Here is a 19,274-nt window from a genome sequence, read left to right as displayed (position 1 = left end):
GGGCGCCTCAAAGATCACGCAGCCGCAGAAAGCTGGCAAAGCGCGGCAGGCCGCCCGCCGTGCGTCCGCGGTAGCGGTAGCTCACCAGCGCCCCCAGCGGCGGCGGGCTTTCTCGCTGGGCATCGCTGAAACCGGTGCCGATGAGGAATTCCGCCCCGTCAGCCATGCGCACGCGCAGCGCGCCGAGGCGACCTTCGTGGCGGCCTCGGCCGGCGACATGGCCCACCACCGTGGCCTCCTCGTCCTGCACTGGCTTGAGCTTGAGCAGCAGCGGGCTGCGCCCGCTTGAGTACGGGGCATCGGCGCGATGCAGCATCAGCCCCTCGCCGCCGGTGCCCACCACCTGGGCCAGCCGCGCCTGCAGCGCCGCGCGGTCGACCAGCGCGGCCTGGTGTACGGCCACCAGTTGAGGGTTGCCGGTGGCCTGAAGCAGGCTCGCGATGCGCGCGGCGCGGCTGGCAAAGTCGCCCGCGGCATCGGGCAGCTCGAAGACCATGTAGCGCAGCGCCCGCCATTCCGCGTCGACGGGGCGGGCGCGGCGCACTGCGGCCGAAAGCGCGTCGAAGCGGCCTGGGCCCAGCCACAGTTCGCCGTCCAGCGGCGTGGCCGGCAACCGCGCGGTGAACCAGGCCGGCGCGGCGACGGGCGTGCCGCTGCGCAAGCGGAGAGCGCGGCCGTCCCAGAACGCACGCACGCCGTCGTACTTCTCGCTCACCAGCCAGCCGGCGGGGTCGACGTCGGGCGCGGCCTCCAGGGCCAGCAGCAGGCGCGGTGGCGACGCATCGTCCGACGCGGGCCGCGCCCAGGCTGGCCAGGCCGGCAAGGTAGAGAGCGCGGATAGGGCAGCGAGAAAGCGGCGGCGGTCTGGCTTCATGCGGGGCTCCGGTGCAGTGCAAGGAGCCACCAGTCTCTGGCCGCGCCGCCCTCGCGGAAATCACCCGCCGGCGGGCCCGGCGGGGGCCCCCGCAAGAGGGGTTGCGGCCTTCGCCGCAGCCGTCAGCCCCAGCGCCGCAGCGCCAGCACCGCGTTGAGCCCGCCGAAGGCGAAGCTGTTGGACAGCGCCGCACCGACGGTGCGCTCGCGCGCCACATTCGGCACGACGTCGAGGTCGCATTCGGGGTCGGCCCCGAGGTGGTTGATGGTGGGCGGCAGCACGCCATCGCGCAGCGCGCCGATCACCGCCACCAGTTCAATGGCGCCGCCGGCACCCAGCGCGTGGCCGTGCATGGACTTGGTGGAAGACACCGCCAATTGCCGCGCGTGCTCGCCGAAGACGGCCTTGATGGCGCGCGTCTCGGTGGCGTCGTTGGCCGGCGTGCCGGTGCCGTGGGCGTTGATGTAGCCGATCTCGTCGGTCGCCAGCCCCGCCTGGGCCAGGGCGGCGCGCATGGCACGCGCGGCACCGCTGGCGTCGGGCATCACGATGTCGGCGGCATCGGCCGTCATGCCGGCGCCGGCCAGCTCGGCCAGGATGGTGGCGCCGCGGGCCTGGGCGTGCTCCAGCGTCTCGAGCACGAAGACGCCGGCACCCTCGCCCAGCACCAGCCCGCGCCGGCCCTTGCTGAAGGGGCGGCAGGTGTCGTCGGCGAGCACGCGCATCGCCTCCCAGGCCTTGACCGTGCCCACGGTGATGCAGGCCTCGGCACCGCCGGCCAGGGCCACCTCGGCGCCGCCGCTCTTCAGCAGCATCAGCGCCTGGGCCAGGGCGTGGTTGGACGAGGCACAGGCGCTGGCCACCGCGAAGGCAGGTCCGCGCAGGCCGAATTCGAGCGAGAGCTGCGCCGCCGGCGCGTTGGGCATCACGCGCACGATGGCCATCGGGTGGACGCGGGGATTGCCCTCGCCATAGAGCCGGCGCGCCATGCCGTCCTGGGTGCTGGCGCCGCCGATGCCGGTGCCGATGATGACCGCGACCTCATCACCTGCCGCACCCGCGAAATCGATGCCGGCCTGGCCCACCGCTTCGCGCGCCGCGATCAGCGCGTACTGCGACACCGGGTCGAGCAGGACCAGGCGCTTCTCGTCGAAGTAGGCCAGCGGCTCGTAGCCGCGCAACTGGGCCGCCACCGAAGTGCGCAGCTCATGGCCCGAGAGCCCGCTGAGCGGGCCGATGCCGGCCCGGCCCTCGGCCATCGCCTGCCAGGTGGCGGTGGCGCTCAGGCCCAGGGCGCTGACGCAGCCCATGCCGGTGACGACGACGCGTCGCATCGCGCCCGACCTCACGGGATCAGGCCGCCTGGGCCTTGGCCGCCAGCAGCTGTTCGACACCGGCGACGAGGTCGCGCACGGTGCCGGCGGCGTACTGGTCCTGGCGCTCGGGCACGGTGATGTCGAAGCGGTCTTCGATCTCGAACAGCACCTGCACCGCATCGAGCGAATGCACGTCCAATTCCTTCAGCGTGGCGTCGAGCGAGATGCGCGCCGGCTCTATCGAGCAGGTCTTGGCGATGATGTCGATGATGGTTTGCTGCGTATTGCTCATACAGGTGCCAGGCACGCGCAGCCTCCTCCCGGTGGCACAGACGCGCGCATCGACCACATTATCCAGCGCGCCGGCGCCCCAGCCAGCCCAGCAGGCCCAGCCCGCCCAGCATCAAGGCCGCAGCCTGCGGCTCGGGCACGACGGCCACGTTCTCGAGCACGGTCAAGCCATTGAACTGGGCCTGTGACAGGTGGGCAAAGTCGTAGGCCAGTGCGGTGTCGTAGATGTCGTCGCCCCAGTTGGTGACGCCGAACTCGAGGAAGTAGCTGCCGGTGGTGGCCACCACGTAATCGGACTTGACCCAGCCGGTATAGCCGCAGCTGGTACCCACGTCCCAGCAGATGCCGGACGAGGCCCCCAGCGGTGCCCACTGCGTGTTGGTGTCGGCCACGCCGATGACCGGCAGGCCGTTATTGAGCGTAGCGGCGATCTGGCGGTTGGGGTCCCGGTTGTCCAGGTCGCGGAAGCCGACCTGGTCTTGCAGCACCTTGCCGGGCACGTAGTCGCTGGTGCCGTCCGCGTCGGGCTTGTTGCCGCTGCGCGCGGTGTACAGCCAGGCCGCCGTGCGGCCGGTGGCGGCCGATACCAGGCGCGCCCAGGCGTAGTCCTCGTAGTTGCGGCCGTCGGTGGAGATGTAATTGAAGTACAGCGTGAGACGGTCGTTGGCCGCCGCCGTGAAGGCGCTGGAGACGATCTTCGAACCATTGGTCTGGTTCAAGCCCGGGATGTCCACCGTGTCCAGCAACTGCAGGGGCGAGACCCCGGTAGCAGTGCTGCCGGCGGTGCCGAGGTAACCGAAGAGGGTGTTGCCGGTGGGCGAGGCGTCCAGCTGGGCGTCGGCGAACTCGAAGACCTGGTTGGTGCGCTGCGAGTCGTAGTCGCGGGCGATCAGCCCGGCGCTGCCGGTGGCGGTCCAGCTGGTGCCGCCAATGGAAATGTCGGCCGCCTGGGCCAGCGGCGCGGCGAGCAAGGTGAGGGCAGCAAGCGCCAGAAAGGAAACTGCGGAACTCGACATGTCGGAACCTCGGACATCAAGGAAAGAAGGGCCACCACCGCCGAACCGTGGGGCTGGGGCGCGCCTGCCGCAGCAAGGCGCACGCCAATCCTTGAAAGAGATTCAGACGCCGACCCGGATACCTTTCGGGCCGTCTCGATTGTGACGCGCCAGGCTCTGCATGGCGTGGCGCGTCACCCCCCCGGGTCAGGCGGGCGAGACCAGATCCTTGATCTGCTGCAGCGCCGTCGGGTCTTCAATGGTGGTCAGGTCGCCGGGGTCGCGCTGCTCGCACACGGCCTGGATGGCACGGCGCAGCGTCTTGCCGGAGCGCGTCTTGGGCAGCACGGTGACGAAGCGCACGCGGGCCGGCCGCGCGACGGCGCCCAGTTGCTCGTCGACGAGCTTCATGATCTCGCCTTCGAGCTTGAGCGCGCCCTCGGGCGTGGCGGCGCGCGCCACGTCCTTGAGCACGGCAAAGGCCATGGCCACCTGGCCCTTGAGCTGGTCGGCCACACCGACCACCGCCACTTCGGCCACGGCCGGGTGGCTGGAGATGCTTTCCTCAATCTCGCGCGTGCCCAGGCGATGGCCGGCGACGTTGATGACGTCGTCGGTGCGGCCGAGGATGAAGAAGTAGCCGTCCTCGTCGCGGATGCCCCAGTCGAAGGTGCTGTAGACCATCTTGCCCGGCACGCTTTGCCAGTAGGTCTTGACGAAGCGCTCGTCGTCGCGCCACACGGTCTGCATGCAGCCCGGGGGCAGCGGGCCCTCGACCACGACCACGCCCTTCTGGTTGGCGCCGGTGAGGATCTCGCCGGTGGCCTCGTCGAGCAGCTTCACGTCATAGCCGTAGACGGCCTTGCCGGGCGAGCCGAACTTGGTGTTGGCGTTGTCGACGCCCTTGCAGATGCTCAGGATGGGCCAGCCGGTCTCGGTCTGCCAGTAGTTGTCGACGATGGGCTTGCCCAGGGCCTCGGCGATCCACTTGGCGGTGGGCTCGTCCAGCGGCTCGCCGGCCAGGAACAGGGCGCGCAGGCTCGACAGGTCGTGGCGCTTCAGGCACTCGGGGTCCTGCTTCTTGAGCACGCGCACCGCGGTGGGCGCCGAGAACATCACCGTGACCTTGTACTTCTCGACCAGGCTCCACCAGACGGCGGCGTCGGGGCGGGTGGGCAAGCCCTCGTACATGATGGTGGCCATGCCGGCGATCAACGGGCCGTAGATGATGTAGCTGTGGCCCACCACCCAGCCGATGTCGCTGGTGCTGAAGTAGGTTTCGCCGGCATTGCCGCAATAGATGTGCTTCATGCTCGCGGCCAGGGCCACGGCATAGCCGCCGGTGTCGCGCTGCACGCCCTTGGGCGTGCCGGTAGTGCCGCTGGTGTAGAGCGTGTAGCTGGGGTGGGTGGCGTCCACCCACTCGCAGGGCACGCTGGCGTTGGCATGCTTTTCGCGCCAGGTGGCGTAATCCTCGTCGCGGCCCTCGACGCGGGGGAAGGCGGTGAGACCGCGATTGACCATCAGCACCTTGGACGGCTTGTAGGCGGCCAGGTTGATGGCCTCGTCGAGCAGGGGCTTGTAGGGCACGACCTTGCCGCCGCGGCTGCCGGCGTCGGCGCTGACGATCACGACCGGCTCGGCGTTGTCGATGCGCGTGGCCAGGCTGACCGAGGCGAAGCCGCCGAAGACCACCGAATGCAGCGCGCCGATGCGCGTACAGGCCAGCATTGCGAAGGCGGCCTCGGGAATCATCGGCATGTAGATGAGGACGCGGTCACCCTTCTTGACGCCCAGGCTTTGCAGCGTGGCCGCCATGCGCTGCACCTCGGTGTGCAGTTCGCGGAAGCTGTAGGCGTGCTCGATGCCGGTCTCGGTGGAGACGAAGATCAGCGCGTTCTGGTCGGCGCGCGTGGCCAGATGACGGTCGACCGCGTTGTGGCAGAGATTGGTGGTGCCGCCGACGAACCAGCGCGCGAAAGGCGGATTGCTGTAGTCGCAGATCTGCTGCGGCGGCGTCTTCCAGTCGATGAGGGCGGCTTGCTCGCCCCAGAACGCGTCGCGCTCGGTGATCGAACGCTGGTGGAAGTCGGCGTAGGTCGTCATGCGGTCTCCTGGATAAGGCGTATGGGGCTGTGGCGCGATCGCTGCACGCCATCCAAGGATTGGGCGGCCAGGGTCTGACGAGCCGCTGACTTAGCGCCGCAGCCCCGGGCGGCGCAAGGCCGGCCCGGGGCCGTGGGGATGCGGCTGCGATCAGTGATTGACGACGGCGCCCCTGAGACCGCCGAGCATGTTCATGACCTCGCTCTTTTCCTTGGCCGGCACCTTGAACTTGTCGAGGGCCTTGGCCACGTCCTCGGCCAGCGCGTTGAAGTCGCCGTCGCTGAGCTTCATGCCGGTGTGCGCGGCCTGCATGTCCTTGCCCTTGTACTGGCAAGGGCCGCCGCTGGCCTGGCACAGGAAGTCAACCAGCTGGCCGCCGAAGACCTCGGGCTTGGTCTTGGCGAAGTACTTGTTGATGCGCGCATCGGCGGCGACGTTGTTCCAGACCTCGCCGACGACGGCGGTGAGCGCGGGCTTGCCGCCCAGGCGCTCGTAGAGGCTCTTGTCGGCGGCGCTGGCGACGCCGCTCAGGGCCAGGGAAACGAGGCCGGCGGCGGCCAGGCGCAGGGCAACGCGGTTCAGGGTGTTCATCGATGGGGCTTTCTCGGGCAGGTTGGGAGGTCGCCGCGGCGCCTGCGGCCCGCTGCGGCCATGCAGCGGAACGGGCCGCCGGCATGACGCTGCGCAATGTATCGACGCCCCCACCCAGGCTCGGTGACCTGGGTCACCCAGGCCCGGCCCTGCCCGTGCCGGCTCAGATACGCACGACGATGCGCCCCTGCACCTGGCCGGCCATCAGGCGCGCGGCAGCCGTCACGGCGTCCTCGAGGGGGATCTCCTCGACCATGGTCTCGAGCAGGGCCGGATCGAGATCGCGCGCCAGCCGCGACCAGGCCTCGCCGCGCAACGGTCGCGGCGCCATCACGCTGTCGATGCCGGCCAGCGTGACGCCGCGCAGGATGAAGGGCGCCACACTCGCCGGCAGGTCCATGCCCTGGGCCAGGCCGCAGGCGGCGACGACGCCGCCGTAGCGGGTCTGCGCCAGCGCATTGGCCAGGGTGTGGCTGCCGACAGCGTCCACCACCGCGGCCCAGCGCTCCTTCTGCAGCGGCTTGCCGGCGGCGGCGAGTTCGGCGCGATCAATCACGGCCGACGCGCCCAGCGCCTTGAGGTAGTCGGCCGATTGCGGCTTGCCGCTGGCCGCGACGACGCGGTGGCCCAGGCGCGCCAGCAGCGCGATGGCGACGCTGCCGACGCCGCCGCTGGCGCCGGTCACCAGCACCTCGCCGGCGCCGGGCGCCAGGCCGTGGCGTTCCAGCGCCAGCACGCACAGCATCGCGGTGTAACCGGCCGTGCCGATGGCCATGGCCTGGCGCGGCGTGAAGGCCGCCGGCAGCCTGACCAGCCAGTCGCCCTCGAGCCGCGCACGCTGGGCCAGGCAGCCCCAGTGGGTTTCGCCCACACCCCAGCCGTTGTGGACGAAGCGGTCGCCCGGCTTCCAGTCGGGGTGGCTGCTTTCCAGCACGGTGCCGGCGCCGTCGATGCCCGGCACCATCGGCCAGACGCGCACCACCGGCGACTTGTTGGTGAGCGCCAGGCCATCCTTGAAGTTGAGCGTGGAAAAGGCCGGCTCCACCAGCACCTCGCCGGGCGGCAGGCGGGCCTCGTCGACCTGGGTCACGCCGGCGCGGAAACCGGCCTCGTCTTTTGCGAGCAGCAGGGCCTTGAACATGGTGCGATCTCTGTTACCAGGGGCCGCCATGCTGCCACGGGTTTGCCGTGTTGACGGCCCCCCCTCGGCTGCTATCCTGCCCGGCCGATGCGACAGCCCGCCGCTCTCTTCCTGAACCTTGCCTTCGCCGCCTGCCTGCTGTGCAGCGCCGCGCCGCTGCATGCCGAGCCAGCACCGGGCGACGCCGTGCTGCAGATGCTTCAGGACAAGGGCCTGCTGCCCAGCGCCGGCCAGATCGAGTCCAGCCCGCTGGTGCAGCAGGTGCGCGACGCGGCTTCCGATCTCGTGATGTCGGCGATGAACTTCCTCGGCGTGCGCTACCGCCGCGGCGGCAACAGCGCCGAGCAGGGCTTCGACTGCAGCGGCTTTACCCGCCACGTCTTCGAGCGCAGCGTCGGCCTGGTGCTGCCGCGCCGCGCCGACCAACAGGCGCGCGAAGCCGGCCTGCTGCAGGTGGCGCGCGAAGACCTGAAGCCGGGCGACCTGGTCTTCTTCAACACCTTGAGGCGCGCCTTCTCCCACGTCGGCATCTATGTCGGCGAAGGCCGCTTCATCCACGCGCCGCGTGCCGGCGGCGAGGTGCGCATCGAAGACATGCGACAGGCCTACTGGGTCAAGCGCTTCAACGGCGCGCGCCGCGCCGAGGCACCGGCGGCGGCCGCCTCGGGCTCGGCGGCGGCCGATACCGCGGCAGGGGTTGACTCGCCGCGATGAGGCTTGCAGCGGTGCCGGCGGCACAATCTCGCCATGGGTGAGACCTTCATACCGCTGGCCGATCTTCGCTATGCCGCCGAGTTGCCGCGCGTGCCCGAGGCGCCGCTGGTTCCCAACGGGCTGCTGTCCGACCGCCGCGGCCGGCCGCTGCGCGACCTGCGCATCTCGGTCACCGACCGCTGCAACTTCCGCTGCGGCTACTGCATGCCCAAGGAAGTGTTCGACCGCGACTACCGCTTCCTGCCCCAAGCCTCGCTGCTGAGCTTCGAGGAGATCGCGCGCCTGGCCCGCCTCTTCGTCGCCCACGGCGTGGTCAAGCTGCGCCTGACCGGCGGCGAACCGCTGCTGCGCAAGAACCTCGAGGTGCTGGTGGCCCAGCTGGCGGCGCTGCGCACGCCCGAGGGCCGGCCGCTGGACATCACGCTCACCACCAATGGCTCGCTGCTGGCGCGCAAGGCGCAGGCGCTGCGCGATGCCGGGCTGGAGCGCGTCACCGTCAGCCTGGACGGCCTGGATGACGCCGTGTTCAAGCGCATGAACGACGTCGACTTCCCCGTCGCCGACGTGCTGGCCGGCATCGACGCGGCGCTGCGCGTGGGGCTGGCGCCGGTGAAGGTGAACATGGTCGTCAAGCGCGGTACCAACGACGACCAGATCCTGCCGCTGGCCCGCCATGTGCGCGAGCACTACGGCCCGCGCGTCGTGCTGCGCTTCATCGAGTACATGGACGTCGGCAGCAGCAATGGCTGGCGCATGGACGAGGTGCTGCCTTCGCAGGAGGTGCTGGCGCGCCTGGACGAGGCGTTCGGCATCGTGCCACTGGCGGCCTCGGCCCCCGGCGAGACCGCCTCGCGCTGGCGCTACACCGACGGCCGCGGCGAGATCGGCGTCATCAGCAGCGTCACCCAGGCCTTCTGCAGCGACTGCAACCGCGCCCGCCTGTCCACCGAGGGCAAGCTCTTCCTGTGCCTTTTCGCCAGCCGCGGCCACGACCTGCGCGCCCTGTTGCGCGGCCGCTCGCCCGATGGCCAGGCCTGGAACGATGCCCAGATCGCGGCCGCCATCGGCCTGGTCTGGGGCGAGCGCGAAGACCGCTACTCCGAGCTGCGCGGCGCGAACCAGGCCGATGCCGGCAGCGGCGAGCGCCGCGTTGAAATGCATTACATCGGCGGCTGAGCCGCCCCATCCCAAGGAAGTTGAACCCGATGCAAACCCTGCTCGAGATGCTGGGCGCGGCCGCCGCCGATGCCCCTGCCATTGCCGCCCCCGGCCGCCCTGCCCTCAGCTACGCCGGCCTGCGTGAACTCATCGCGCGCACGCTGGCCACGCTGAACGGCCTGGGCATAGGCCGCAACGACCGTGTCGCCATCGTGCTCGCCAACGGCCCCGAGATGGCGACCTGCTTCCTGGGCGCCGCCTGCGGCGTGGCCACCGCGCCGCTGAACCCGGCCTACCGCGCCGACGAGTTCGAGTTCTACCTCTCCGACCTGCACGCCAAGGCCTTGATCGTCGAGCACGACAGCGCCTCGCCGGCCATCGCCGTGGCGCAGAAACTGGGCGTGCGCCTGATCGACCTGGTGGCTGGCGAGGCCGCGGGCGACTTCACGCTGCGCCCGCGCGATGGCGGCGGCGGCACGCCCTCCAGCACAGGAGGGCCGGCCACGCCGCAGGACGAATCGATGGTGCTGCACACCTCGGGCACGACCTCGCGGCCCAAGATCGTGCCGCTGAGCCAGGCCAATCTCTGCGCTTCGGCGCGCAATATCGCGGCCACGCTGCAGTTCAGGCCCGGTGACTGCGGCCTCAACATCATGCCGCTGTTCCACATCCACGGCCTCATCGCCGGCGTGCTGGCGCCGCTGGCGGCTGGCTCCAAGGTCTTCTGCACGCCGGGCTTCAACGCGCTCAAGTTCTTCGCCTGGATGGACGAGGCCCGCCCCACCTGGTACACGGCCGTGCCGACCATGCACCAGGCCATCGTCGGCCGCGCCGGCAAGAACACCGAGATCATCAAGCGCCACCCGCTGCGATTCATGCGCAGCAGCAGCAGCTCGATGCCGCCACAGGTGATACGCGAACTCGAAGAGGTCTTCGGCGCACCGCTGATCGAGGCCTACGGCATGACCGAGGCCACGCACCAGATGGCCAGCAACCCGCTGCCGCCGGCCGTGCGCAAGCCCGGCGCCGTGGGTCTGCCGGCCGGGCCCGAGATCGCCATCATGGGCGAGGACGGCAGCCTGCTGCCGCGCGGCGGTATCGGCGAGATCGTGATCCGCGGCGCCAATGTCACGGCCGGCTACGAGAGCAACCCCAAGGCCAATGCCGAGGCCTTCATCAACGGCTGGTTCCGCACCGGCGACCAGGGCCAGATGGACGCCGACGGCTACCTCAGCCTCACCGGCCGCCTGAAGGAAATCATCAACCGCGGCGGCGAGAAGATCAGCCCGCGCGAGGTCGACGAGATCCTGATGGACCATGCGGCCGTAGCCCAGGTCGTTTGCTTCGGCATGCCCCACCCCAAGCTGGGCGAGGAAGTGGCCGCGGTGGTGGTGCTGCGCGAGGGCCAGGCCGCGAGCGAGCGCGAGTTGCAGGACTTCGTGGCCAAGCGCGCCGCCGACTTCAAGGTGCCCAAGAAGATCCTCTTCATGGACGAGATTCCCAAGGGCGCCACCGGCAAGCTGCAGCGCATAGGCCTGGCGGCCAAGCTCGGCCTGGGGTGAACCCGCATTAAGGCTTTGCTGATGCACCACATCGGTAAAGTCTTAATAGCCTGACACACACAGGCCGTCTAGAGTCGGCCGCATCCCTGTGTTCATGGAGTAGCAGATGAAGTTGTCCGGCCCCCGCATCGCGGCCCCTTTGATCGCCCTTTCGCTCGCCTTTTCTGCATTGCCTGCGCTTGCCTGGGAGCCGGCCAAGCCGGTCGAGTTCGTGGTGCCGGCCGGCACCGGCGGTGGTGCCGACCAGATGGCGCGCTTCATCCAGGGCGTGGTGGCCAAGAACCAGTTGATGAAGCAGCCCATCATCGTCGTCAACAAGGGCGGCGGCGCCGGCGCGGAGGGCTTTCTCGACGTCAAGGGCGACAAGGGCAATCCCCATAAGATCGTCATTACGTTGTCCAACCTGTTCACCACGCCGCTGGGCACGGCCGTGCCCTTCAACTGGCGCGACCTGACCCCGGTGAGCATGCTGGCGCTCGACCAGTTCGTGTTGTGGGTGAATGCCGAATCGCCCTGGCAGACGCCCAAGGCCTTCTTCGACGCCGTCAAAGGCGGCTCCGACCGCGCCCTCAAGGTGGGCGGCACCGGCAGCAAGCAGGAAGACCAGATCATCACGGTGATGCTTGAGAAGGCCGCCGGCAAGAAGCTCATCTACATCCCCTATGGCGGCGGCGGCCAGGTCGCCACCCAGCTGGTGGGCAAGCATGTGGACGCCACCGTCAACAACCCCATCGAGGCCGAAAGCCACTGGCGCGCCGGCAAGCTGCGCGCGCTGTGCGTGATGGACGCGCAGAAGCTGCCCTATGCCGGCAAGGTCACCACGGCGCAAAGCTGGGCCGACCTGCCCACCTGCGCCAGCGCCGGCATTCCCATCGAATACCTGATGCTGCGCGGCATCTTCATGCCGCCGGGAGTCACGCCCGAGCAGACGAAGTTCTACGTTGACCTGCTGGCCAAGGTGCGCGCGCTGCCCGAGTGGAAGGACTTCATGGCCAAGGGCGCCTTCAAGCAGACGGTGATGAGCGGCCAGGAATACTTCGACTGGCTGGCCAAGGCCGAGCAGATGCACCGCACGCTGATGCGCGACGCCGGCTTCCTGGCCAACTGATCCGGGGCCATGAGCGACCCCGCAGAGAACGCCGGCGCCGAGCCGGCGGTGGCCACGCGCTGGCCCGAGCTGCTGACCGCCCTGGGCCTGGCGGCGCTGGCGCTGACTGTCATCACCGACAGCCTGCGCGTGGGCACGGGCTGGGCCGACGACGGCCCGCGCTCGGGCTATTTCCCCTTCTACATCGGCCTCGCCCTGCTCGGCGCCAGCCTGTGGACCGCCGGCGTGCAACTGTGGCAATGGCGCAAGCTCCAGCCCTTTGCCGAGCGCGCGCAGCTGCGCATGGTGATGGCGGTGCTGCTGCCCATGGTGGTCTATGTGGCGCTCATCCGCGTCAGCGGCATCTACATTGCCTCGGCGCTGCTGATCGGCTATTTCATGCGCCGCCACGGCCGCCATGGCCTCGCGCTGACCGCCGGCGTAGCCCTGGGCGTGCCGCTGGCGGTGTTCGCCGTCTTCGAGCGCTGGTTCCTCGTGCCCCTGCCCAAGGGACCGTTGGCCGCCCTGCTGGGGCTGTAGCACGATGGACGAGCTTCAAAACCTCTTCCACGGCTTCGGCGTCGCGCTGACCCTGCCCAACCTGGGCTTCATGCTGGTCGGCATCACGCTGGGCGTGCTGATCGGCGTGCTGCCGGGCCTGGGTGGCGCCAACGGCGTGGCCATCCTGCTGCCGCTCACCTTCAGCATGAACCCGGTCTCGGCCATCATCATGCTGAGCTGCATCTACTGGGGCGCGCTGTTCGGCGGCGCTATCACCTCCATCCTGTTCAACATCCCGGGCGAACCCTGGAGCGTGGCCACAACCTTCGACGGCTACCCCATGGCCCAGCAGGGCCGCGCGGCGCAGGCACTGACGGCGGCCTTCACGTCCAGCTTCGTCGGCGCCATGTTCGCCGTGCTCTTGATCACTTTCACGGCGCCGCTCCTGGCCAAGTTCGCGCTCAAGTTCGGCCCTGCCGAGTTCTTCGCGGTGCAGTTGCTCACCTTCTGCAGCTTCGTCGGCATGAGCAAGGAGCCACCGGCCAAGACCATCGCTGCCATGATGCTGGGCTTTGCGCTCGCCGCCGTCGGCATGGACAACGTCACCGGCCAGCTGCGCATGACCTATGGCGTGCCCGAGCTGCTCAAGGGCTTCGACTTCCTGATCGCGGTGATCGGCCTCTTCGGCATCGGCGAGATCCTGCTCACGATGGAAGAGGGCCTGGCCTTCAAGGGCAAGAGCGCGAAGATCGATTTCAAGGTCGTCTGGCAGACCTGGGGCGAGTTGATCAAGCATTGGAAGCTCTTCCTGCGCAGCGTGGCCGTGGGCTGCTGGATGGGCATCACGCCCGGCGGCGCCACGCCAGCCTCCTTCATGAGCTATGGCATGGCGCGGCGCCTGTCCAAGGATCCCGAGTCCTTCGGCAAGGGCCGCATCGAGGGCGTGGTTGCGCCCGAGACCGCCGCGCACGCGGCCGGCACATCGGCCCTGCTGCCCATGCTGACGCTGGGCATTCCCGGTTCGCCCACCGCCGCCGTGCTGCTGGGCGGCCTGCTGATCTGGGGCCTCCAGCCCGGGCCCATGCTCTTCATCGAGCAGAAGGAATTCGTCTGGGGCCTGATCGCCAGCATGTACATCGGCAACATCGTCGGCCTCATCGTCGTGCTGACCACGGTGCCGTGGTGGGCCGCCATCCTGCGTGTGCCGTTCTCGATCATCGGGCCGGTGATCATCGTCATCTGCGCCATCGGCGCCTACACCGTGCACAGCTCGATGTTCGACGTCTACCTGATGGTGGTGTTCGGCGTCGTCGGCTACCTGTTCAAGAAGCTGCGCTACCCGATGGCGCCCATGGTGCTGGCCCTGGTGCTGGGCGACATGGCCGAAAGCAGCTTCCGCCAGGCCATGCTGTCCAGCCAGGGCAGCCTCTCCATCTTCTGGTCCAACGGCCTCGTCGGCGGCATCACCGCATTGGCGCTGGCGCTGCTGCTGTGGCCGTTGTGGGGCTTTGCCAAGAAGCTGGCCCGGGCCCACGAACGCCGCTCTTTCGGGAGGGCCGCATGAAGATCGCCATCGTCGGCGCCGGTGCCATCGGCGGCTATCTCGGCGCCCGCCTGTCGTTGGCGGGCGAGGAAGTCACCTTCATCGCGCGCAACCGCAACCTCGCGGCCATCAACGCGAACGGCTTCCGCCTCCTGCAAGAGGACGGCAGCGAGCTGCATGCCGCCGCCGTGCGCGCGGTGCAGGAGCCGGCCGAGGCCGGGCCGCAGGACGCCGTGCTGCTCACCGTGAAGGCCCACCAGGTGCGCGACCTGCTGCCCGGGCTGCGCGGCCTGTTCGGCCCGCAGACGGTGGTGGTGACCATGATCAACGGCGTGCCCTGGTGGTATTTCCACCGGCTCGCTGGCCCGCACGAGGGGCGCAGCCTGGCCAGCCTCGACCCCGACGGCGCCATCGCCGCCGCCATCGAGCCCGCGCGCATCATCGGCAGCGTGGTCTACCCGGCCAGCGAGCTGGTGGCGCCGGGCGTGGTGCGCGTGATCGAGGGCAACCGCTTCAGCCTGGGCGAGCTCGACGGCAGCCGCAGCGAGCGCGTCGAAGCGCTGTCCAAGGCCATGATGAAGGCCGGCTTCAAGAGCCCGGTGAGCCGCGACATCCGCGGCGAGATCTGGGTCAAGCTCTGGGGCAATCTCAGCTTCAACCCGATCTCGGCGCTGACCCATGCCACGCTGCAGGACATCTGCCGCCACCCGCCCACGCGCGAGCTGGCCGCGCGCATGATGGTCGAGGCCAGGGCCGTGGCCGAGGCCCTGGGCGTGGTGTTCAAGATCAGCCTTGAGCAGCGCATCGCCGGCGCCGAGGCCGTGGGCGCGCACAAGACCTCGATGCTGCAGGACGTGGAACACGGCCGCGCCCTCGAGCTCGAGGCCCTGGTGGGCGCGGTGATCGAGCTCGGCCGCATCGCCGGCGTGGCCACGCCCACCATCGAGGCCATCCACGCCGCCACCAGCCTGCTGGCGCAGACGCTGGCCGCCCAGGGTGGGCGGCTGGCAGTGCAGGCCGGCTGAGAAAGCGCGGCGCCGGCCTCAGCCGTGCGCCACGGCCGCCGGCTCGGCAGCGGGGCCGCTCTCGTCAGACGGCGTCGTGATTTCGCCGGGCACGGCGCGGCGTGCGAACAACGTGTAGACCGTGGGCACGACGAAGATGGTCAGCGCCGTGCCCACCAGCATGCCGCCGACGATGACCCACCCGATCTGCTGCCGGCTCTCGGCACCGGCGCCGGTGGCCAGCGCCAATGGCAGCGCGCCCAGCACCATGGCGCCGGTGGTCATCATGATGGGGCGCAGGCGCAGCGTCGCGGCCTCGGCCACGGCGTCCATCACCGGGCGGCCCTGGCGGCGCAGCTGGTTGCTGAATTCGACGATCAGGATGCCGTGCTTGGTGATCAGGCCCACCAGCGTGATGAGGCCGATCTGCGAGAAGACATTGAGCGTGCCGCCCGAGAGCTGCAAAGCCCCTAGCGCGCCCACCATGGACAGCGGCACCGAGAGCAGGATCACGAAGGGGTCGACGAAGCTCTCGAACTGCGCCGAGAGCACGAGGAAGATGAAGAGCAGTGCCAGCACGAAGACCAGCCCCAGCGAGCCCGACGATGAGCGGAACTCGCGGCTGACGCCGTTCAGCTCGGTGGCATAGCCCGGCGGCAGCACGCGCGCCGCGGCCTCGTTCATGTACTCCAGCGCCTCGCCCAGCGCATAGCCCGGCGCCAGGTTGGCGGTGAGGGTGACGCTGCGGCGCTGGTTGAAGTGGTTCAGCTCGCGCGGGCTCACCGATTCGCGCACCCTGACCAGGGCCGACAGCGGCACCATCACGTCGTTGCGGCCGCGCACGAAGATGCGATCAATGTCCTCGGGCGTGGCGCGGCCCTCGGCATTGGTCTGCACCAGCACGTCGTACTGCTCGGCATCGCGCTTGTAGCGCGTGACGACGCGGCCTCCCAGCATGGTCTCGACGGTGCGCGCCACCGCCTCCACCGAGACCCCCATGTCGGCGGCGCGGGCGCGGTCGACGTCAATGAAGATCTCGGGCTTGTTGAGCTGCAGGTCGCTGTCGGGCTGCACGATGCCGGGGTTCTTCTGCATCTCGGCCAGCATGGCCTGGGCCGTGCGTGCCATGTTGGGGTAGCTGTCGCCGCTGACGAGCACGAAGTTGATCGAGCGCTCGCGGAAGCCCTGGCCCAGGCTGGGCGGCGTCACCGGAAACACGCTGATGCCCGGCAAGGCCATCACCTGCGGCAGCAGCAGCTGGGCCAGCTGGGGCGTGGTGCGCGTGCGCTCGCTCCAGTCGACGGTGCGCAGCACGCCAAAGGCGCTGGACACCTGGCCGCCGCCCATGAAGAGGAAGCGGCGGTCGAACTCGGGGTATTGCGAGGCGATGCCTTCCAGCGCATCGAGGTAGCGCGCCGTGTATTCCAGCGTGGCGCCGTCGGGCGCGCGTATGGGCATGGCGATCACGCCTCGGTCTTCCAGCGGCGACAGCTCGCTCTTGGCGTGGCTGAACAACCACCCGCTGCCGGCGCCGCTGGCCAGCATCACGCCCACCATCAGCCAGCGCCGCGCCAGCGTCCAGCGCAGCAAGCGGCCGTAGACGTGGGCCAACCACACCAGCGAGGCCTCGCCGGTGCGGTCGAACCAGGTCGGGCGCGCGTTGTGGCGCAGCAGCTTGCTGCACATCATCGGCGTCAGCGTCAGCGCCACGAAGCCCGAGACCAGCACCGCGCCGGCCAGCGTGAGCGCAAACTCGCCGAACAAGCGCCCGGTGCGGCCGGGCGTAAAGGCCAGCGGCGCGAACACCGCCGCCAGCGTGAGCGTCATCGCCACCACCGCGAAGCTGATCTCATGCACGCCCTTGATGGCGGCCTGGAAGGGCGGCAGGCCTTCCTCGATGTGGCGGAAGATGTTCTCGAGCACGACGATGGCGTCGTCCACCACCAGGCCTATGGCCAGCACCAGGGCCAGCAGCGTGAGCGTGTTGACGGTGAAGCCGGCCAGCGCGATGAGGGCAAAGGCGCCGACCAGGCTGACCGGAATCGTCACCAGCGGAATGATGGAGGCGCGCAGCGTGCGCAGGAAGACGAACACCACCAGAGCCACCAACACCACCGCCTCGATGACGGTCTTGTAGACGGCCTTGATCGAGCGGTCGATGAAGACCGAGAGGTCGTTGGCCTGTATCACCTTGACGCTGGCCGGCAGGTCGCGCTGGATCAGCGGCATCGCGGCGCGCACGCCGTCGGCCACCTCCAGCGGATTGGCCGTGGCATTGCGGATGACGCCGGTGCTGATGCTGGGCACGCCGTTCAGGCGCACGCGGCTGCGCTCGCTGGCCGCCGCCTCCTCGATGCGTGCCACGTCGGCCAGGCGCACGGTGTAGCCGCCCACGGTCTTGAGCGCGATCTGCGCGAACTGCGCCACCGTGTTGAGATCGGTGCGCGCGGTGACGCTGAACTCGCGCTGCCGGCTCTCGATGCGGCCGGCCGGCACCTCGAGGTTCTGCTTGCGCAACGCATCTTCGACGTCCTGCACCGCCAGGCGGTAGCCGGCCAGCTTCTCGGCGTCGACCCAGATGCGCATCGCGAACTTGCGATCGCCACCGATCTGCACATCGGCCACGCCGGGTATGGTCTGCAGGCGCGGCTTGACGACGCGGTTGATCAGGTCGGTCAGCTCCAGCGGGCCCATGGTCTCGCTGGCAAAGGCCAGCCAGATGGTGGGCGTGGCATCGGCCTCGACCTTCGCGATCACCGGCTCGTCGGCGGCCTCGGGCAGGCGGCCTCGCACGCGCGCCACACGGTCGCGCACCTCGGCCGCGGCGGTGTCGGGGTCCTTGCTGAGGCGGAAGCGCACCGTGATCTGGCTGCTCTCGGTGCGCGACACCGAGGTCATGATGTCGACGCCGTCGATGCCGGCGATGGAGTCTTCCAGCGGCTTGGTCACCTGCGACTCGATCACCTCCGACGAAGCACCGAGCAGCCGCGTGCTGACGTTGACCAGCGGCTCGTCGATGCGCGGGTACTCGCGCAGGCTGAGCTGCTTGAACGAGACCAGGCCGATCAGCACCAGCAGCAGCGACATCACGGTGGCCAGCACCGGACGGCGTATGGAGGTCTCCGACAGTCGCATCGTGGGATCCGGTCCGTCAGGCTCAGGGCAGGCGCGCGGGCGCCGAGGCAGGCGCCGAAGCGGCCAGGGCCGGCGCCGCGAGCCGGTCAAGATCGATGGTGCGTACTGGCACACCGTCGCCGCGCAGCAGCCGCCCATGGCCGGCGGTGACGACGGCGTCACCCGGCTTCAGGCCTTCGAGGATCTCCACCTTGCCCGGCAGGCGCAAGCCCAGGCGCGCCTCCAGCCGCTGCGTCTGCTTCTTGCCGCCGGCACCCTCGACCACCTTGAACACCATCTGCTTGCCGCCCAGCGGCACCACCGCTTCTTCGGGCACCAGTACCGCGTTGTCGCGCACCGCGAAGACGACGCGCGGGCGCGCGAACATGCCCGGGCGCAGCAGGGCCCCGGGGTTCTCGACATGGGCCGAGACCTGCAGCGCGCGACCGTTGGCATCCACCGCCGCGTCGATGGCCAGCACGCGGCCCTTGAAAGTGCGGCCGGGCAGCGCGTCCAGCGTCACCTCCACCGGCAGGCCAGCGCGCAGGCGGTTGAGCACGCGCTCGGGCACGGCGAACTGCACCGTGAGCGAGCTCAGGTCCTCGATGTTGACGAGGTCGGCGCCGTCCTTCACGTAGTCGCCCACGTTCACCGCACGCAGCCCGGCAGTGCCATCGAAGGGCGCCAGCACCTTCATGCGGCCGAGCTGGGCGCGCGCCAGCGCCACCTGGGCCTCGGCGACGTCCAGCGCGGCCAGGTTCTGGTCGACCGCGCTGGCGCTGACGAAACCCTGGCCCAGCAATTCGCGGCTGCGTTGCAGGTTGGTGCGGGCGATGCCGGCCTGGGCCTCGGCCTGCTTGAGCTGGGCCTGCTGCAGCGTGTCGTCCAGTTGCACCAGCAACTGCCCGCGCTTGACCCGCGCGCCATCGGCAAAGCCCAGGCTGGCGATGCGGCCCGAGACCTCGGGACGCAGCATCACGCCCTGGCCGGCCTTGAGCGAGCCCACCGCCATCACGTCATCGACCAGGCGGGCGCGTTCGGCCCGCGCCACTTCCACCGGGGCCGGTCCGCCGCCCTGGGCCGGCACCGGCGCACCCGGCCCTGTGCGCGTGGCCGCGCCGCTGGCGGCCACGGCGGCAGCGTCGACCAGGCCGCCACGAGCGGCACCCGCACCGTTCTGCCACCACCAGGCGGCGGCGCCGGCGGCCGCGATGCCGATCACGGCGACGAGGGTGTGGATCTTCTTCAAGTTCAAGGCTCGCGCCGGATATGCGAAG

15 protein-coding genes and 2 pseudogenes are annotated in these 19,274 nt (G+C 69.8%); 7 read left to right on the top strand and 10 right to left on the bottom strand.

The genetic code is table 11. The features are described 5' to 3' along the window. Nucleotides 1-7: 7 nt before the first annotated feature. From JMV16_RS16470 to JMV16_RS16440, 8 genes and pseudogenes are all read right to left on the bottom strand, one after another. Nucleotides 8-874 (bottom strand): DNA ligase, encoded by an 867-nt coding sequence (locus tag JMV16_RS16470; protein WP_201495388.1) that lies wholly within the window; start codon nucleotides 872-874, stop codon nucleotides 8-10. A gap of 122 nt (nucleotides 875-996) precedes the next feature. Beyond that, the gene (locus JMV16_RS16465) at nucleotides 997-2,208 is read right to left on the bottom strand and encodes a beta-ketoacyl-[acyl-carrier-protein] synthase family protein (protein WP_201495387.1); all 1,212 of its coding nucleotides are present in this window, start codon (nucleotides 2,206-2,208) and stop codon (nucleotides 997-999) included. A gap of 19 nt (nucleotides 2,209-2,227) precedes the next feature. Further along, entirely contained in the window at nucleotides 2,228-2,497 is a 270-nt protein-coding gene (locus JMV16_RS16460; RefSeq protein WP_201495386.1) for an acyl carrier protein, read from the bottom strand. Between the two features lie 43 nt (nucleotides 2,498-2,540). Next, nucleotides 2,541-2,654 (bottom strand): annotated as a pseudogene (locus JMV16_RS24615) (PEP-CTERM sorting domain-containing protein); the annotation flags it as partial. A gap of 27 nt (nucleotides 2,655-2,681) precedes the next feature. Next, nucleotides 2,682-3,497, bottom strand: a pseudogene (locus tag JMV16_RS24285) (NF038132 family protein); the annotation flags it as partial. A gap of 186 nt (nucleotides 3,498-3,683) precedes the next feature. Next, a complete protein-coding gene (locus JMV16_RS16450) occupies nucleotides 3,684-5,582 on the bottom strand; it encodes a propionate--CoA ligase (protein ID WP_201495385.1) in 1,899 nt (632 codons plus the stop codon). A gap of 150 nt (nucleotides 5,583-5,732) precedes the next feature. Beyond that, nucleotides 5,733-6,173, bottom strand: a complete 441-nt coding sequence (locus JMV16_RS16445; protein ID WP_201495384.1) for a group I truncated hemoglobin — start codon at nucleotides 6,171-6,173, stop codon at nucleotides 5,733-5,735. Between the two features lie 163 nt (nucleotides 6,174-6,336). Further along, nucleotides 6,337-7,314: an MDR family oxidoreductase gene (locus JMV16_RS16440; protein ID WP_201495383.1), complete on the bottom strand. Its 978-nt coding sequence runs from the start codon at nucleotides 7,312-7,314 to the stop codon at nucleotides 6,337-6,339. Between the two features lie 87 nt (nucleotides 7,315-7,401). On the opposite strand from JMV16_RS16440, the gene JMV16_RS16435 reads away from it, so the two are divergent. The 7 genes from JMV16_RS16435 to JMV16_RS16405 all read left to right on the top strand — a co-directional run bounded on the left by JMV16_RS16435 (nucleotide 7,402) and on the right by JMV16_RS16405 (nucleotide 14,904). Beyond that, complete coding sequence (locus tag JMV16_RS16435; RefSeq protein ID WP_201495382.1) at nucleotides 7,402-8,028, top strand: C40 family peptidase; 627 nt, start codon at nucleotides 7,402-7,404, stop codon at nucleotides 8,026-8,028. 33 nt (nucleotides 8,029-8,061) lie between these two features. Continuing rightward, a complete protein-coding gene (gene moaA / locus JMV16_RS16430) occupies nucleotides 8,062-9,204 on the top strand; it encodes a GTP 3',8-cyclase MoaA (RefSeq protein ID WP_201495381.1) in 1,143 nt (380 codons plus the stop codon). Between the two features lie 29 nt (nucleotides 9,205-9,233). Further along, nucleotides 9,234-10,748 carry an acyl--CoA ligase gene (locus JMV16_RS16425; protein ID WP_201495380.1) on the top strand — a complete coding sequence of 505 codons (1,515 nt, stop codon included), beginning with the start codon at nucleotides 9,234-9,236 and terminating at the stop codon, nucleotides 10,746-10,748. Between the two features lie 106 nt (nucleotides 10,749-10,854). Continuing rightward, on the top strand, nucleotides 10,855-11,856 hold the full coding sequence (locus tag JMV16_RS16420; protein ID WP_201495379.1) for a Bug family tripartite tricarboxylate transporter substrate binding protein: 1,002 nt from the start codon (nucleotides 10,855-10,857) through the stop codon (nucleotides 11,854-11,856). 9 nt (nucleotides 11,857-11,865) lie between these two features. Continuing rightward, nucleotides 11,866-12,375, top strand: a complete 510-nt coding sequence (locus tag JMV16_RS16415) for a tripartite tricarboxylate transporter TctB family protein (RefSeq protein WP_201495378.1) — start codon at nucleotides 11,866-11,868, stop codon at nucleotides 12,373-12,375. A gap of 4 nt (nucleotides 12,376-12,379) precedes the next feature. Beyond that, on the top strand, nucleotides 12,380-13,900 hold the full coding sequence (locus JMV16_RS16410; RefSeq protein WP_201495377.1) for a tripartite tricarboxylate transporter permease: 1,521 nt from the start codon (nucleotides 12,380-12,382) through the stop codon (nucleotides 13,898-13,900). Beyond that, nucleotides 13,897-14,904, top strand: coding sequence for a 2-dehydropantoate 2-reductase (locus JMV16_RS16405; protein WP_201495376.1), 1,008 nt, complete (start codon nucleotides 13,897-13,899; stop codon nucleotides 14,902-14,904). The genes JMV16_RS16410 and JMV16_RS16405 overlap by 4 nt, the downstream gene beginning before the upstream one ends. A gap of 18 nt (nucleotides 14,905-14,922) precedes the next feature. Here the strand turns inward: JMV16_RS16405 and JMV16_RS16400 are convergent, their stop codons facing one another. Together JMV16_RS16400 and JMV16_RS16395 are read right to left on the bottom strand one after the other, a co-directional pair. Then, nucleotides 14,923-18,018 carry an efflux RND transporter permease subunit gene (locus tag JMV16_RS16400; RefSeq protein ID WP_201495375.1) on the bottom strand — a complete coding sequence of 1,032 codons (3,096 nt, stop codon included), beginning with the start codon at nucleotides 18,016-18,018 and terminating at the stop codon, nucleotides 14,923-14,925. Between the two features lie 22 nt (nucleotides 18,019-18,040). Further along, the gene (locus JMV16_RS16395; protein WP_236580555.1) at nucleotides 18,041-19,252 is read right to left on the bottom strand and encodes an efflux RND transporter periplasmic adaptor subunit; all 1,212 of its coding nucleotides are present in this window, start codon (nucleotides 19,250-19,252) and stop codon (nucleotides 18,041-18,043) included. Nucleotides 19,253-19,274: the final 22 nt, after the last annotated feature.

Origin of the sequence: Rubrivivax sp. A210 (assembly GCF_904426505.1) — a bacterium.
Lineage (GTDB): Bacteria > Pseudomonadota > Gammaproteobacteria > Burkholderiales > Burkholderiaceae_C > Rubrivivax.
This window is presented reverse-complemented; position numbering and strand designations above follow the sequence as displayed.